This is a genomic window from Arthrobacter sp. BG3 (genome assembly GCF_056680185.1).
Genome location: NZ_CM155270.1, coordinates 369,887 through 385,151, shown reverse-complemented (window position 1 = coordinate 385,151; position 15,265 = coordinate 369,887). Strand labels below are relative to the sequence as shown.

The 15,265-nt window shown below is 67.6% G+C and carries 12 protein-coding genes; 8 read left to right on the top strand and 4 right to left on the bottom strand.

Features of this window, described 5'->3' with window-relative positions:
• Window positions 1-183 precede the first annotated feature (183 nt).
• Complete coding sequence (locus AC1MFL_RS01750) at window positions 184-942, top strand: VOC family protein (protein ID WP_479812967.1); 759 nt, start codon at window positions 184-186, stop codon at window positions 940-942.
• Window positions 943-985: 43 nt separating this feature from the next.
• Here AC1MFL_RS01750 and AC1MFL_RS01745 read toward each other — a convergent pair whose 3' ends face one another.
• From AC1MFL_RS01745 to AC1MFL_RS01735, 3 genes are all read right to left on the bottom strand, one after another.
• The gene (locus AC1MFL_RS01745) at window positions 986-2,062 is read right to left on the bottom strand and encodes a cytochrome b/b6 domain-containing protein (protein ID WP_479812965.1); all 1,077 of its coding nucleotides are present in this window, start codon (window positions 2,060-2,062) and stop codon (window positions 986-988) included.
• Between the two features lie 636 nt (window positions 2,063-2,698).
• Window positions 2,699-3,682, bottom strand: coding sequence for an electron transfer flavoprotein subunit alpha/FixB family protein (locus tag AC1MFL_RS01740; RefSeq protein WP_479812964.1), 984 nt, complete (start codon window positions 3,680-3,682; stop codon window positions 2,699-2,701).
• A gap of 11 nt (window positions 3,683-3,693) precedes the next feature.
• Window positions 3,694-4,470 (bottom strand): electron transfer flavoprotein subunit beta/FixA family protein, encoded by a 777-nt coding sequence (locus AC1MFL_RS01735; RefSeq protein ID WP_479812962.1) that lies wholly within the window; start codon window positions 4,468-4,470, stop codon window positions 3,694-3,696.
• Window positions 4,471-4,778: 308 nt separating this feature from the next.
• Between AC1MFL_RS01735 and AC1MFL_RS01730 the strand changes: the two genes are divergently transcribed.
• The 4 genes from AC1MFL_RS01730 to AC1MFL_RS01715 all read left to right on the top strand — a co-directional run bounded on the left by AC1MFL_RS01730 (window position 4,779) and on the right by AC1MFL_RS01715 (window position 8,067).
• Window positions 4,779-5,411, top strand: a complete 633-nt coding sequence (locus tag AC1MFL_RS01730; protein WP_479812960.1) for a TetR/AcrR family transcriptional regulator — start codon at window positions 4,779-4,781, stop codon at window positions 5,409-5,411.
• A 153-nt stretch (window positions 5,412-5,564) separates the two neighbouring features.
• Entirely contained in the window at window positions 5,565-5,978 is a 414-nt protein-coding gene (locus AC1MFL_RS01725; RefSeq protein ID WP_479812958.1) for an Hsp20/alpha crystallin family protein, read from the top strand.
• Between the two features lie 320 nt (window positions 5,979-6,298).
• A complete protein-coding gene (locus AC1MFL_RS01720) occupies window positions 6,299-7,168 on the top strand; it encodes a class II glutamine amidotransferase (protein ID WP_479812956.1) in 870 nt (289 codons plus the stop codon).
• 176 nt (window positions 7,169-7,344) lie between these two features.
• Complete coding sequence (locus AC1MFL_RS01715) at window positions 7,345-8,067, top strand: hypothetical protein (protein ID WP_479812954.1); 723 nt, start codon at window positions 7,345-7,347, stop codon at window positions 8,065-8,067.
• Window positions 8,068-8,306: 239 nt separating this feature from the next.
• On the opposite strand, the gene arr is transcribed toward AC1MFL_RS01715, so the two are convergent.
• Window positions 8,307-8,732 (bottom strand): NAD(+)--rifampin ADP-ribosyltransferase, encoded by a 426-nt coding sequence (gene arr / locus AC1MFL_RS01710; RefSeq protein WP_479812952.1) that lies wholly within the window; start codon window positions 8,730-8,732, stop codon window positions 8,307-8,309.
• Between the two features lie 293 nt (window positions 8,733-9,025).
• Here arr and AC1MFL_RS01705 point away from each other — a divergent pair, with 293 nt between their 5' ends.
• The 3 genes from AC1MFL_RS01705 to cydD are packed head-to-tail and all read left to right on the top strand — an operon-like array spanning window position 9,026 to window position 15,256.
• The gene (locus AC1MFL_RS01705) at window positions 9,026-10,627 is read left to right on the top strand and encodes a cytochrome ubiquinol oxidase subunit I (RefSeq protein ID WP_479812950.1); all 1,602 of its coding nucleotides are present in this window, start codon (window positions 9,026-9,028) and stop codon (window positions 10,625-10,627) included.
• 36 nt (window positions 10,628-10,663) lie between these two features.
• Window positions 10,664-11,713 (top strand): cytochrome d ubiquinol oxidase subunit II, encoded by a 1,050-nt coding sequence (gene cydB / locus AC1MFL_RS01700; protein ID WP_479812948.1) that lies wholly within the window; start codon window positions 10,664-10,666, stop codon window positions 11,711-11,713.
• Window positions 11,714-11,719: 6 nt separating this feature from the next.
• On the top strand, window positions 11,720-15,256 hold the full coding sequence (cydD, locus tag AC1MFL_RS01695) for a thiol reductant ABC exporter subunit CydD (RefSeq protein WP_479812946.1): 3,537 nt from the start codon (window positions 11,720-11,722) through the stop codon (window positions 15,254-15,256).
• Window positions 15,257-15,265: the final 9 nt, after the last annotated feature.

Here is a 15,265-nt window from a genome sequence, read left to right as displayed (position 1 = left end):
TTCGCCAGCGTACGTCAGTTCCGTGTAGAGACCCAGCATTCTGGGGCAGCAGGCAGCAGGCAGCAGGCAGCAGGCAGCAGGCAGCAGGCAGCAGGTCCTGCCGAGCCGGACGCTTGCCCGAAGGTGCCGGGGTGGGAAACAATGTTCCGGCCGGATCCAGCCAGGTCGAAAGGGATTTCTGCTATGACAGCGCGGGATACCTCCTCAGCCGGTGCGCCGTGCTGGGTCGACGCCTGGCAGCCTGATCCCCGGGCCGCCAAAGACTTCTACGGTCAGCTCTTCGGGTGGAGTTTCGACGACCCAGTCCCGACGCCGTCCGCTCTTGACGGCGTCTACTACACCGCCCGCCTTCACGGGAAGCTGGTGGCCGGCATCGGGCAGGCACCGCCGCTGTCACCTCCTGGCTGGCTCACCCACATCCGTGTCGAGGACATCGGGGAGTCCTTGGCCCGCGCCGCGCGGGCAGGAGGCAGGCGCCTCGGGCCGTTTGATGCCGGCTCAGGTGACCGCTCTGCACTGCTCGCCGATCCTGCCGGTGTCCCCTTCTGCCTGCGGCAGGCGGGTGAGAACGACGGCGTCGAACTGGCCAATGAGCCGAGCTGTTGGGCCATGAGCTCGCTGCACACCCCGGATGTTGGACAGGCCCAGGCGTTCTACGGGGCAATGTTCGATTGGGAGCTCAAATCGCTGCCGGACGTTCCCTTCTCGCTGTGGCTGCGCTCGGGCCGGGTCGTGGCGGTAGTGACTGCCACCGATGGCGTCGAGGTCCCGCCGCATTGGAGCGTTAACTTCGCCGTCACCGATGCCGACGCCATCGCCGAGCAGGCCATCGCCCTGGGTGGTGGCATCCTGATGGCGCCCGTGGACACCCCGGGATTTCGAAGCGCTGTGATCAGGGACCCTCAAGGGGGCGTCGTCGCGGTCAGTGAAACCCGAGGCTGACACGAGTTTCCGGGGCGGATCCTTCCCATGCAGGCGGTGAAGCCTAGCGGCTGCTCACCTGGCCGAACAGTTTCGCGATGGGTGCGAGCACGATCGGGCGGGCGGCATACCACCCGGCCACCGTGATGGCGATGGCGGCCGTGAAGAGCCAGAACCCGACCCAGTTCACCACGTCCGTGCCGCCGAACATGTGGTTCAGGTTGCGCAGCGCCCCGGTCGAGAACACCAGGAACACGTGGATGAGAATGAACAGCACAAAAAACAGCATCGTCGGGAAATGAACCGCGCGCGCAACCTCCACCGGGTAGATCTTGTTCAGCGTTTTCGCGTTCTTCGGCCAGAGCTCGCTCATGCGCACCCCCGTGATCGCCGCGAGCGGGGCCGCGATGAACACCACGAGGAAGTACATGAGCTGCTGCAGGCTGTTGTAGTTCACCCAGCCGTTCTCAACTGGCCAGTCCAGGGTCATGTACTGCAGGAGCGCGGAGAGCGCATTCGGGAAGACCTCCCAGCTGGTCGGTACGATTCGCATCCAGTGGCCGGAGGCAAACAGCAGCACCACAAAGATGAGACCGTTGACCAGCCATAAGATGTCGAGCGACTGATGCAGCCACAGGTTGATGCTGATTTTCTTGCCGCCGTGCTTGGGCGTCCAGAACGCCGGCGGCTTCTGCTGCGTGCGCACCTGGTAGCCGGAGCGGATGATGAGCACCATCATGAAAATGTTCAGGAAGTGCGCCCACTGGGCCCACCACGGGAAGCCGGGCTCGGCCGTATCGGGCAGGCTGTATTCGCCGGGGTACCTCGCGAGAAATTCCGGCACGCCCGGCAGTGTCTTCACACCCCGCGCGGCGAGCACAAGGATCGCCGCGGCGGCCACGGCGCCGACCATGAGGAGCACCACGCGTCTGATCCACTGGCCCACGGTGCGCGTACCGTAGAGCCTTGCCTCGGCCTTTGGCCTCGCCGGCTTCTCCGCGGCGACGGACCGTGCCGCCGATGCTGGGGCGGCGGCCGCGGGTGCACTCGCGGTTACCGTCGGCTCCGCCTCGGCAACGGTTTCCACGGTGCTGGTTGCAGGGGCATGGGCCTGAGCGATCTGTTCGGGAGCTGCCTGCACTGTGGGAGCTGCCTGCACTGTGGGAGCTGCCTGCACTGTGGGAGCTGCCTGCACCGCAGGGGCGGCAGCGACCGCCGGAGCAAGTCCAGCTGTCGGCCACGGACCACCACCGGGGACCCGGGGAAGCCCTCGACGAAGCGCGGTGGTTCCCTTCGCCGGCGTGGCCCGTGCGGCGGCCGGTACAGCGCCAGGTGACGCCACTGCCGGCACTTCTTGCACTGCTGCCCCTGCTTGCACAGCAGCATTTGTGGGCGGCGTGGGCGCGGCGCCCGCGGCGGGAGCGACTGACGGAGCCGCCACGGCTACCGAAGCCTCACCCGCTGGCGGCCAAGGCTCGCCGCCCGGCACGCGCGGCAGTCCGCGGCGAAGCTGCCGCGCCACCACGGCGCCTGCGTTCACTGACGTGACTGGAACGGACGCCGGCGCACCCGACGCCGTTTCCCGGGCAGCCGCCGGTGCGGGGGGCGCGGCGGCCGGCGGCGCGGCGGTGACCGAACCCGCCCCGGAACCAGACGCGGGCGGGGGTGCCGCTCCTGCCATGAGAATGCGTGCGGGTACCTGGCCTGCTGCAGGCCACGGGTCGCCACCTTCGACGCGCGGCAGGCCCCGCCGAATGGACCGAGACAGAGTTGTCATCTACTTCTTCCGGGCCTCAAGCGCGTTGATCAGTTGGGGTACCACCTTGAAGAGGTCGCCGACCACACCAAAGTCGGCGATCTCGAAGATCGGCGCGTCTGAGTCCTTGTTGATGGCGACGATCATTTTCGAGGTCTGCATGCCAGCCCGGTGCTGAATCGCGCCGGAAATGCCGAGCGCGACATACAACTGTGATGACACGGAAACCCCGGTCTGGCCGACCTGTTGCGACTGCGGGATGTAGCCCGCATCCACCGCGGCACGCGAAGCACCAACGGCAGCGCCGAGTGTATCGGCGAGCTGTTCAACGAGGGCGAACTGTTCCTCCGACCCGAGGCCGCGGCCACCCGCGACAACCTTCGCGGCACCACGCAGCTCCGGCCGCGAGGTGGCGGCAACTGCCTCCTCGAACGCGTCGATCCGCGCGGCCGGCTTCTCGGAGCGCGTCATAGCCAAGGCCTCCGACGCCAGTGGCTGAGCCGTGGCACGCGCCTCGACGGAGCCCTGGCGAACCGTAATCACCGGTGCCCCAAACGTGGACGTTGACGTCACGTTGTAGGCGCCGCCGTAAACGGAGTGGTGTGCCACGACGCCCTCGTCATCACGTGACACTCCGACCGCATCGGCAGACACCGCTGCACGGGAACGAGCGGCGTAACGGCCAGCGAGGTCGCGCCCGTTCAGGGAATGCGAAATCAGGAGCGCGTCTGGCTGCACCTGCTCCGCAGCGGCGGCCAGCGCGTCAACGCCCGGCACGCCGAGCTCGGAAGGATCCGGATTCTCCGCGATCAGTACGCGCACGGCACCAAGGCCCGCGGCCTCCGCAGCGGCGGCGCTCCCGGTGCCGGGTGCGGCAAGTACCAATGCAATTGGCGTGCCGACTGCAGCGGCAGCGCCGAAGAGTCCGGGTGCAGCCTTCTCCAGTTCACCGGAAGACCGGGTTTCAACGACGACGAGAATTGCGTCACGAGGGAATTCAGTCATATCCATGCTCCTTACGCCAGTCGGTTCTCTACGAGGAAGTCAGCGAGTTTCTCGCCGGCATCACCCTCGTCAACGATCTTTACGCCCGCCGCACGCGGAGGCCTCTCTGCAACGCTCAGCATGATCGAACGCGCCGCCTCCGGGTTGTCCGCCGTGATCCCTAGGTCTGCGAGGGTGAGCAGCTCCAGGGTCTTTTTCTTCGCGGCCATAATTCCTTTGAAGTTCGGGAAGCGCGCCCCGGGAAGCGCCTCGGTAATGGAAATCACCGCGGGCAGGTTCGCTGATACTGTCTGCACGCCGGAGTCGACGGGCCTGGACCCGGACACGCCGCCGTCGCTGATGGCTACGGAGCTGAGGCCGGTGGCATGCGGCACGGCAAGCAATTCTGCAAGCATCGCGGGAATCATGCCGCCGGATCCATCGGTGGAAACGTTGCCCGTGATGACAAGGTCAAACCCAACGCGACGGATAGCTGCTGCGAGGGTTTCAGCCGTGAGTCCAAGATCCGCACCGCGAAGCGCTTCGTCAGAGACGTGGATGGCGCTCCCCGCGCCCATCGCAAGCCCCTTGCGGATCGTAGCCGTCGCCCCCTCGGGAGCGAGGGAGAGGAGTACGACTTCAGTGCCCTCGTTCGCGTCGGCGTAAGTCAGCGCCAGCTCCAAGGCCCGCTCGCCGATCTCATCAATGACTGCCTCGCTGGCTCCTCGATCGGCGAGGCCCGTTTCAAGGTTCAGTTTTCGGTCCCCGTATGTGTCGGGGACCTCCTTTACTAGGACGACAATCTTCATCGATGGCTCTTCCTGTGGCGGGCTTGTCTCTGTGGAGGAGACTTGTCGAAGCTCCATAGAGTCTACGAAAGTCGGGGGCGTCCTGGCGCACAGTGCCCGTGTCGTGAAATAAAGCACCGGTCTTCGTCCTTGGCGGTGCTCATGCCGGAGGGGATCAGAGAGGATGCGGGAGTCCCGCCCATCGGACACCCAGCTCCGGCACTGGCCAGATCATCTGCCGCAGCGCCAGCGGTGGGGGCGGCTCGGACGCCGGTCGATGCCAGCATTAGGTTTTACTTGGAAAGAACGTGGGAAAGAAGGAGTCGACCGTGGCACGAGCAGGCCTGACAGCTGAACGCCTCGCTCAAGGAGGGGCCGATCTTGCCGACGAAGTCGGCTTTGAGCAGGTGACGGTTGCCGGACTGGCGCGCCGGTTCAAGGTGATGCCGGCGAGTCTGTATTTCCACGTCAAAAGCTCCGCGGACCTCAAAGCCCGCGTTGCGCTGGTGGCTCTCGCCGAACTCGCGGACCGCGCGTCGGAGGCTGTGGCCGGCCGGTCCCGCGAGGCGGCTCTCGCGGCTCTGGGGAACGCTTATCGAGACTATGCCCGTGAGCATCCGGGACGTTTCGCCGCCATGCAACTGCGGCTTGACTCCGAGACGGCCGCACGGAGCGACGGGCCGCGGCACACCCGCATGATGCGTGCAATCCTCCGTGAATACCAACTGAGCGAGGATGACCAGACCCACGCTGTCCGCCTGCTGGGCAGCACCTTTCAGGGCTACGTGAGCCTGGAGCTGAGCGGAAGTTTCAGCCACAGTGAGCCCTCATCAGACGAGAGCTGGGAGCGCATCATTCATGGCCTCCACATCCTGTTGCAGAACTGGCAAGTGCGCCAACCGGGCGCATCCCCCAACGACACCACTATTGGTCGTATCGCCCATCCACTGTCCGATCCATGAGCAGACCCCGGGGCCAGCGGCCTTCGATCCCGAGGCGCTCGCGGCCGGTGAGCGAGTTGGGGGCCTTTAGCCCCTGCACCGCGACGGTGAAGCAACGTCTACTGGATGTGTCCGCCTTCGGACGTCTACTAACAAACTCACGGAGGTATTGTCATGTCTGATCTGCTCAGGGGGTCCCCGTTCCAATCCAACCGCTGGCTGGACACTTTCCGTGGCAGCCCCTTCGACGTCTTCCGCCGGTCGCCGTCGGAGGTCATGGATGAGATGGACCGGATGTTGCAGCAGGGGAACCAACTGATGCCTATCCGGGTCGAGGAGTTCCTTGAGGGCGACACACTGGTGGTCCGCGCCGAAGCTCCGGGGATGGACCCGGACAAGGACATCGATGTTTCAGTCGTCAATGGCGCCCTCCAGATTCGGGCCGAACGCCAGGAACAAAATGAGCTGAAGGACAAGGACGGCTACCGGTCCGAATTCCGTTACGGCTCTTTTTTCCGCACCCTGCCGCTTCCAGGGCGTGCGCTGGCTGAATCCAAAGGGACCAAACTCCCCATCAGCCGCGGATAACCAATCGGGCGGATCCGTCAGGTGGCAAACCGACCGACGGCTCCGGCGCGGAATTTATGTGGTGAATGGCGCTCTCTTTTGGGGGTCGGGATCAAACGCTTCCGGGGCAGGGTTCTGCCTTCGACTGCAGAAGGACCCACGGCCGAGGCACCATTTGTGCCCGACCCACAGGACCTTTACCGGTGGGACGCTGCCGGTGTCGAGGACCTCGGATATGAATCCCTTGGTGAGAGCGCCGCTTCTGGGCAGGAAGATGGCGTGAGTGTCCTGGCCCGTCGCGGGGCGCTGGCGGGGCAGCACTAGCGGAGAAGAGCTTTTCCATGTGCCGATTATTTGGGCTGCATGCCGGTCCCCGACCGGTCCGCGCCACTTTCTGGCTCCTGGACGCCCCGGACAGCCTCGCCGAGCAAAGCCATCGGGAGCCCGACGGGGCCGGCATAGGGACTTTCGGTGCGGACGGCAGAGCCCGAGTGGCCAAACAGCCGCTTGCCGCGTGGGAGGACCATGCCTTCGCCCGCGAGGCGCGGGACCTCCAGAGCACAACGTTCCTGGCCCACGTGCGGTACGCCAGCACCGGCGCGCACACCATGGTCAACACTGACCCGTTCGAACAGGACGGGCGGCTGTTCGCCCACAACGGCGCCTTCAGTGATATCGAACGGCTCGATCAGCATCTGGCCCGGCTTGGCGTGACAGACCTTGTTCAGGGTCAGACCGACAGTGAACGCCTCTTCGCCCTCATCACTGCTGAGACGCGCCGGGCCGGCGGCGACGTCGGGGCAGGGATCATCAGGGCGACCAGCTGGGTGGCTGAGGAGTTGCCCGTGTTTAGCCTGAACTTCATCGTCACCACGGCTACGGATCTTTGGGCCGTCAGGTACCCGGCAACCCACGAGTTGCACATGCTGGAACGGGACCCTGGCGCCGAACCGGCTCCCGCGGCCCCCTTGAACGCCCGGAGCAACCGGATCCACTCCCGCAGCACGGACCTTTCGCTTTCCCCGCATGTCCTCTTCGCTACCGAACCGATGGACCAGAACCCGGGCTGGGGTCCCATGGCATCCGGCGAACTCGTACACGTCAGCCCGGCCCTGGCGGTGACCGCTACCTTCCCCTTCCCGGACACCCTTGCGCATGCGCTCACTCTCTCGGATCTTGAACCGTCGGCGGCGGCCTCGCAGAAACCGTGACCCGGCGCCGATCACGGCGCAGCCTGCGTTATTGAGAACGACGGCGGCGGGGGACCGGGCCGCCCGGCTCCGTCGAGCCCCTGCGACTTCCAGCCGCCGGTGTCGGCATAGGATAACTTCACATCCGTTCGAGGTTGGGGAACCAGGATGGAAATCGGAAACATCCTTCGCTGCCTTTGGGGCACGGTGCTCTTAACGAGCTTCCTGACCGCCTGCGCTCCGCCCGCCTCTTCTCCCAGGCCGAGGTGGAGTCCTTGGCCGGCATGGTATCCGGGCCAGGCGGAGTGACAGGCGAGGTCCTTACCGGAGGACGGTTGTGGGACGAAAACCAGTCCCTGCATTTCGGGGCGGGTTCGGCACAGGTGAGCCCGGCCAAGTGCTCGGGAGTGCTGGCGTGGGCCATGTTGATGTCCGCAGAACTGCCGGCTGCAGGAACTTTCAGCGGTACCCGTGCCGAGCCCGTGTTCATCGCCGTCAGCGCGGACCGCGATGCCGTGCTGGCGCTGGCCTTCCCCTCCGTGTTCAAGCTGCCGGACTGTTCCCCCGCCAACCTGACGGTAGAGGATGGTTCGTTCACTGCGACGTACCAGCGGGCCTCGGCGTCCACCGACGCTGACCAAAGCTTCGCCGTGATTGCCACCCTCATCGTTGAGGGCCAGCGCCCAGCCCATTTCCTCCGCGTGGCAGCAAAAAACGGGACCCTGTTTGTCCAGGCGACGATGCCCTTGGCCGACCCCAGCGACTACCGCAACGAGGCGAACCGCCTCACCGGCTACATCAACCAAGTGGTGCGCGGCGAGCAGCAGCTCCTTGACGGGGCCAGTCCCAGTCCCAGTCCCAGTCCCGGTCCGGGGCCCGCGCCCGGGGAGGAACCTCCCGGGTGTCTTGAAAGCTCCTGACCCCCGACGGCGGGGGCGTTGGCAGCGCTGCCACGTCCAGCGACGGATCACGAACTCGGAACCATGTAGCTAGTTCTTGAATATTGCTGAACTGAATGCCGAGAGGGCCGGCACCCAGCTGCCGGCACTTTCGGATCTCCAGGAGCCTGGGAACACTGGGACAGGGAGTAGTGACGACACCCGCTGCGTTGCCGCCTGCGCGGGTCCTGATGCGCCGAAGCTGCCGTCTTCGCAGGAGCTCAGTTGATTGCCTCGATACCCAGACGCTTAAGTTCCTCAAGGTGTTCCCGCATGTTCCGAAGCGCCTCGGGGGAGTGCGGCTGCCAGTCCACGATCTCGTCAACCACCCGCAGCGGGGCCCGGGTGCGGTAGGACCTCGTCGGGTTGCCCGGGAACTTCTTGTCCGTCAGATTGGGGTCATCCTCAAAGGAGCCAGTGGGTTCCACGCGGTAGATTCTTCCCCGCCCCTCGCCCACCCCGAGTTCCGCTCCCCACGTGGCTGCGTCCAGGGTTGCGGTCAGGTAGATGTAGTTCGCCTGCTTTCGCTCCCCGAAATTCGAGCCATGGCCAGGTTCCAGCAGGTCCCCGGGCTTAAGGTCGGCCTTAGTGCCGTGGTAGAACGGCCCGGGATCGCGGGCCTCGAACGACGGCGGTTGGTTCTCCATGCACCCTCCTCGAACCTGGGCTCCCACCCTTGCTCACCGACCAGCCGTTGACGTCCGCTAACGACCGGCCTGTCCTGGGCTCAGCAACCGCAGAGCCTGTTCCCTTAGAGGATAGGCCCACCTCCAGGCTATCGGTCGACGGCGACACTCCTGGGCTCCCGGCCCATCCATTGCGGCCCGATCCGCGGCGTGGGACGCTGAGGTGCAGGGAACCATCCAACTGTTCTACACTCTGTAGAAGAATCTTTCTACGTTGTGTAGAAGTTGCTCGCCTAGCAAAGTTAGGGACTGCCTTGGACGCCTTGGAAATCGCACGCTGGCAATTCGGCATCACCACCGTCTACCACTTCATGATGGTGCCGCTCACGATCGGCCTGGGCCTGGTCGTCGCCGTCATCCAGACGATGTGGCACCGCACCGGCAAGCCCGAATACCTGCGGATGACCAAGTTCTGGGGCAAGCTCTTCCTGATCAACTTCATCATGGGCGTCGCCACGGGCATCGTGCAGGAGTTCCAGTTCGGCATGGCGTGGAGCGAGTACAGCCGCTTCGTGGGCGATGTCTTCGGGGCGCCGCTGGCGATGGAAGCGCTGCTGGCGTTCTTCGTCGAATCGACGTTCCTGGGGCTGTGGATCTTCGGCTGGAAGCAGCTCAAACCAGCCGTGCATCTGGCCTGCCTCTGGATCGCAGTGATCGGGTCGGCCTTCTCCGCCTACTTCATCATCGTGGCGAACAGCTGGATGCAGCACCCGGTCGGCGTTGAGATGATCAACGGCCGGCCCGTGATGACCGACGCCTGGGCGGTCTTCACCAACAACACCGCCCTCGTTGCCGTCCCGCACACACTCTTCGGTGCCCTCGCCGTCGCCGGCGCCTTCCTGCTCGGCATCGCCTGGTACCACCTGTGGCGCCGCCGCCACGACGGGATCGACACCATCGGCGCCGACGGGAAGGTCATTCCCGGCGAGGCCGCCATCCCCGGCCGCGACCGCACCGACCACGCCGTCTGGATCCGCTCCCTGCGCATCGGCGCCGTCGTCGCCATGATTTCCTTCGCCGGCACCGCCATCACCGGCGACCTGCAGGGCAAACTCATGTTCGAACAGCAGCCGATGAAGATGGCTGCCGCCGAGGCGGCCTGCCACGACGGCACAGGATTCTCCATCCTCAGCGTCGGCAACGTCGGTTCCAAGAACTGCGACGACGTCGTTGCCGTCATCGAGGTGCCCGGGATCCTATCCTTCCTCGCCAAGGGTGACTTCACCACCGAGGTCAAGGGCGTCAACAGCCTGCTGGACCAGTACAAGGCGGACTACGGCACCAACCTGCCGGACAACCCGATCTACGGGGACCGGGCCGGGCAGGAGATCCAGTACGTGCCGGTCATGGAGGTCACCTACTGGGGCTTCCGGATGATGATCGGTTTCGGCGGTGTAGCGGCCCTGGCCGCGCTGGCAGCCCTGTGGGTCACCCGCAAGGGAACCGTTCCGGCCTCACGCGGCCTCATGCGGCTGGCCGTGTTCGGGATCCTGGCGCCGTTCGGAGCCAACGCCGCCGGCTGGATCTTCACCGAGATGGGCCGGCAGCCGTTCGTCGTCGCCCCGAACCCGGACCCGAGCGGGATCGACCAGGTCTTTATGTTCACGGCCGCCGCCGTCTCACCCGGCGTCTCGGCCGGCGAGCTGCTGACCTCCCTCGTGGTGCTCACCGCCGTGTACGCCGTGCTCCTGGTGGTCGAGGTCAAGCTGCTGGTCAAGTACATCCGCGGCGGGGTGGTTGCGGCCATGCCGGAACTCGCGCACGTCCCCGCCGACGAGAACGAGGACGCCACCCCCAGGGACGGTGGTCCCGGCAAGCCCGGGGAAGCCGACGACGTCCTGGCCTTCGCCTACTAAGCCTTCGCTCCCCAAGAAACGCAGAGGATACTCAGCATGGAACTGCTTCCCACCATCTGGTTCATCGCCATCGCGGTGCTGTGGACGGGCTATCTCTTTCTCGAGGGCTTTGACCTCGGAGTCGGGATGCTGATGAAGGGCTTCGCCCGGAACAATACCGAGCGCCGTGTGCTGCTCAACACGGTCGGCCCGGTCTGGGACGGCAACGAGGTCTGGCTGCTGACAGCCGGGGGCGCCACCTTCGCCGCATTCCCGCTCTGGTACGCCTCGCTGTTCTCCGCCCTGTACCTGCCGCTGCTGCTGGTCCTCGTGGCCCTTATCTTCCGCGCAGTGGCCTTCGAATACCGCGGCAAGGTGGACAACCCGCGCTGGCGTGCCCGCTGGGACTGGGCCATCTCCCTGGGTTCCCTCGTGGCGGCCTTCGGCGTCGGAGCGGCCCTGGCACTGACCACCACCGGGCTCCCGCTGAACGCCAACGGCGACCGCGAAGGCGGCCCGTTTGCGTGGTTCAGCGCCTACGCCGTCCTGGGCGGCCTCGCCGTCGTCGGATTTTCGCTGCTGCACGGACTCGCTTTCCTGGCACTGAAGACCGACGGCGACGTCCGGCACCGCGCACGCCAGTGGTTTGTCCGGCTCCTGCCGGTCCTGCTGCTGCCGATCGCGGGCTGGGCGGTGAGCCTGCAGCTACTCAGCGGTGAGGTCTGGACCGTGCTTGCCGTCGTCGCCGCCGTGGTGGCGGCCGTCGTGGCCTGGAACTTTGCCCGCAAGGGTGCCGAAGGTCGTGCATTCCTGTCCCTGGGCGCGTTCCTCCTGCTCGGCAGCGCCTCGATCTTCGGCGCAGCCTTCCCCGTCGTGCTGCCGTCCACGCTGAACCCGGCCTTCAACCTCACGATCTCCAATGCCTCCTCCTCGGACTACACCCTGGGGCTGATGACCATCGTCGCCTGCATCGGGCTGCCGCTGGTCCTCGCGTACCAGGCGTGGACGTACTGGGTGTTCCGGCGCCGGGTGAGTGACGCGCACATCCCCGAGGCCCACAGCTTCCTCCCCGCCATCGCTGCCAAAGTCCTGGCACCCAAGGACTAGCAGCTAATGAGACCGCAGTTCCCCACGGGGGCCGCCAACCGTGCCGCCCTCTACCTGCTGGGCCTGCTCGCGGCCCTGAAGGCCCTGTCGCTCGTGCTGATCGGGCAGGCCGTCGCGTCCATGCTGGCCGGGCTGATGGCCGGTGACCCCGCCTGGGGCGGGCAGCTGTACTGGGGAGCCGCGGGGGTGGTGCTTCGGTCCCTGACTGTCTGGGCGCAGGCCGTCGCTTCGCGCCGGGCGGCGCTGGGCGTGAAGGAGGAACTGCGCTCGCAGCTGCTCGAGCATGCCCTGCGTAACGGCGCCCGGCCGTCCGGCCCCTCCGACGGCGGACTCGCCATTCTCGCGACCCGCGGGCTGGACGCCCTGGACAGCTATTACACCCAGTTCCTGCCCGCCCTGGTGAACTGCGCGGCGATCCCGCTGCTGCTGGGTGCGCGCATCCTTTACGCCGACTGGATCAGCGCCGTGGTGATCGTGCTGACCGTGCCGCTGGTCCCGCTCTTTATGATCCTGATCGGCCGCTACACCGATGATCGCGTCCGGGAAGCGCAGTCGGCCCTGGCCCGGCTGTCCGGCCACATGCTGGAGCTCGCCAAAGGCTTGCCCGTCCTCGTGGGGCTGGGCCGCGCCACCGCCCAGCGCAAGGCCCTCGAGGACCTCTCCGAGGACTACCGCCACCGGACCATGGGAACCCTGCGGACCGCCTTCCTCTCCGCCCTCGCGCTGGAACTCATCGCCACCATCTCCGTGGCCGTCGTCGCGGTTTTCATCGGCGTCCGGCTGGTCCACGGCGATATGGCGCTGGAAGCCGGGCTGCTGGCCCTGATCCTCGCCCCGGACTGCTACCTTCCGCTCCGGGAACTGGGCACCGCCCACCACGCCAGCGACGAAGGCCGCGCCGCGCTCGCAGAAACCACCGCCGTCCTCGAGGCACCCGAGCCCACGCCCCTGCGGCCCGCTGCTCCAGCCGCGGCTGCTCCCACTGCTGCTCCAGCCGCGGCTGCTCCCACTGCTGCTGCCGCGGTGACTGCCTCCGGAGCCGCACGGCCGCCGGCCCTGACCGTTGCCCGGCTGAGCGTCCGCTACGGCGGCAGGACCGGGGCCGCCGTCGGGCCGCTCAGCTTCACCGCCGCCCCTGGCCGGATCACTGCCCTCGACGGCCCCAGCGGAGCGGGCAAGAGCACCGTCCTTGGCGTGCTGGCCGGCACCATCGGGACCGGCGGGGGCACGGACCGGCACACCACCGTCACCGGACGGCTGGAAGGATTCACGACGGCGGACGTCGCCTGGGTGCCGCAGCATCCCGTGATGGTCGCCCCGACCGTACTGGAGGAGGTAAGGCTGTATCTGGGAGCGGCCGCGGGGCCTTCCGCCGACGGCCGCGCTATGCGCTGCCTGGCGGCCTGCGCCGCCGGGCACCTTGCCGCTAAGCACCCTGCCGAGCTCAGCCCGGGGGAGCTGCGCCGCGTCGCACTGGCCCGCGGCCTGGCCAGGATCGAGGCCGGGGCGACGGTGCTGCTGCTCGACGAACCCACCGCCCACCTGGACCGGGAATCCGCCACCGCCGTCAGCGGCGCCATCGCCGGGCTGCGCGGCAAGGTCACCGTCCTGCTGGTGGCCCACGACCGGCAGACCCGGGAACTCGCCGACGACCTGGTGGCAGTGACAGGGGCAGTGACAGTGTCCGCGGCAGTCGCGGCCGGCTCCGGGGCAGTGTCCGCTGCGCAAGCCGCTTCTGCCGCCGGGCCCCGGCCAACCGAACTTCGGCCGGCCGAACTCCTGCCAACCGAACTCCAGCCGGCCGGCGGGACGGAATCCGGCGGGCCGCCAGCCTGGGCGGACGGAAGCGCGGCCCGAGGTTCAACGGCGGCCCGGCTCCGCCGGTTGCTCGCCCCGGTCGGAGCCAAGTTCACCGCGGCCGGCGTCGTGGGCACCCTGTCGGCCCTCTTCGCCGTTGCCCTTGCCGGGCTCTCCGGCTGGCTGATTATCCGCGCCAGCGAGCAGCCTCCCATTCTGTACCTGCTCACCGCGATCGTGGGGGTGCGGTTCTTCGGCATCGGCCGGGCCGCGCTGCGCTACCTTGAACGGCTCCTGCTGCACGACGCAGTCTTCGCCGCCCTGACGCGGCTCCGCGGCCGGCTCTGGGAATCGCTGAGCCGGCGCGCGCTCTCACTGCGCCGGCTGCTGCAGGGCGGCAACGTCCTGGGCACCGTGGTGGACGACGTCGACACGGTCCGGGAGCTCCTGCCCCGGGTGGTCCTGCCGCCGCTGACCGCCGTGGCCGTCGCCGCCGCCGCAGTTATCAGCACCGCCCTGCTGCTGCCGGCCGCGCTGCCCGCCGTGATAGCGGCCGCCCTGCTGAGCCTCGTGGCGGCCCCCGCACTTGCGCTGGCAGCGGACCGGATGTCCGCGGGCACCGAACAGCGGCTGCGCTCCGGTGTCCTCCGCCAGGTCGCTGCGGCCCTCGACGCCCGCGCCGAACTCCACGCCAATAACGTCTCCGCGCCGGTGCTCGCCGCCATCACACGCGCCGACCGCTCCGCGACCGCCGCCTCCCAGCGCTCGGCGTGGGCCGAAGGACTCGGCCAGGGGCTCACGGTGCTCGCCTGCGGGACAGCCGCCCTGGCCAGCGCCGTGCTGGCCGCTCCGCTGGCCCTCAGCGGAGCCGTCGAGGCCTCAACCCTCGCCGTCGTGGTGCTGCTTCAGCTCGCACTCGTGGAACCGTACGCGGCCATCACGACGGCGGTCCGGCAATACCCGGCGCTGCGGGCCGTGCTGCGGCGCATCGGCGAAGCCGGGGTGCTCGACAAGGACGACGACGTCGGGGCCTCCGGCGGCCTTGTCCCGGTGCCAGGGAGGCCCGGCGGTCAGCCCGGGATCGAACTCCGGGACCTTGCGGCAGCCTGGCCGGACGGCCCGCGGGTCTTCACCGGACTCACAGCCGCCGCGGAACCCGGGCGCTGGCTCTCCGTCACCGGGACCTCGGGCTCCGGCAAGTCAACCCTGCTCGCCGTCGTCCTGGGCTTCCTCCCCGCAGCAAGCGGTCAAATCCTGCTCAGCGGCTGCGCAGCCTGGTGCCCGCAGGAGGCGCACCTCTTCGACTCGACCATCCGCGGCAACCTGCTGCTGGGGATTCCCGAAGCCCAGCGCGGGGGATCGGCGGAGCCGCGGCTGCAGGACGCCCTGGCCGCGGTGGGCCTCGGCCCGCTGATCGGACGGCTGGAGCACGGCCTGGACACCCGGATTGGACCCGGCGGGGCATACCTTAGCGGCGGGGAGCGGCAGCGCCTCGCCGTCGCCCGCACGCTCCTGACCGGCGCGGACGTGATCCTGCTGGATGAACCCACGGCACACCTGGATGCGGAGTCCGGCCGGGCGATGCTGGCCGAGCTGCGGCACGGACTGCGGGACCGCACCGTCGTGCTCGTCACGCACAACCCGGAGGATATCGCCGCGGATGACAGCCGGCTGGACCTTGACCGCGCTGCGGCCACGCACGCGTCGCCTCCGCAGGAGTCAACGCCGCTGCTGGCGCGGGGGTAAGCCGGACGT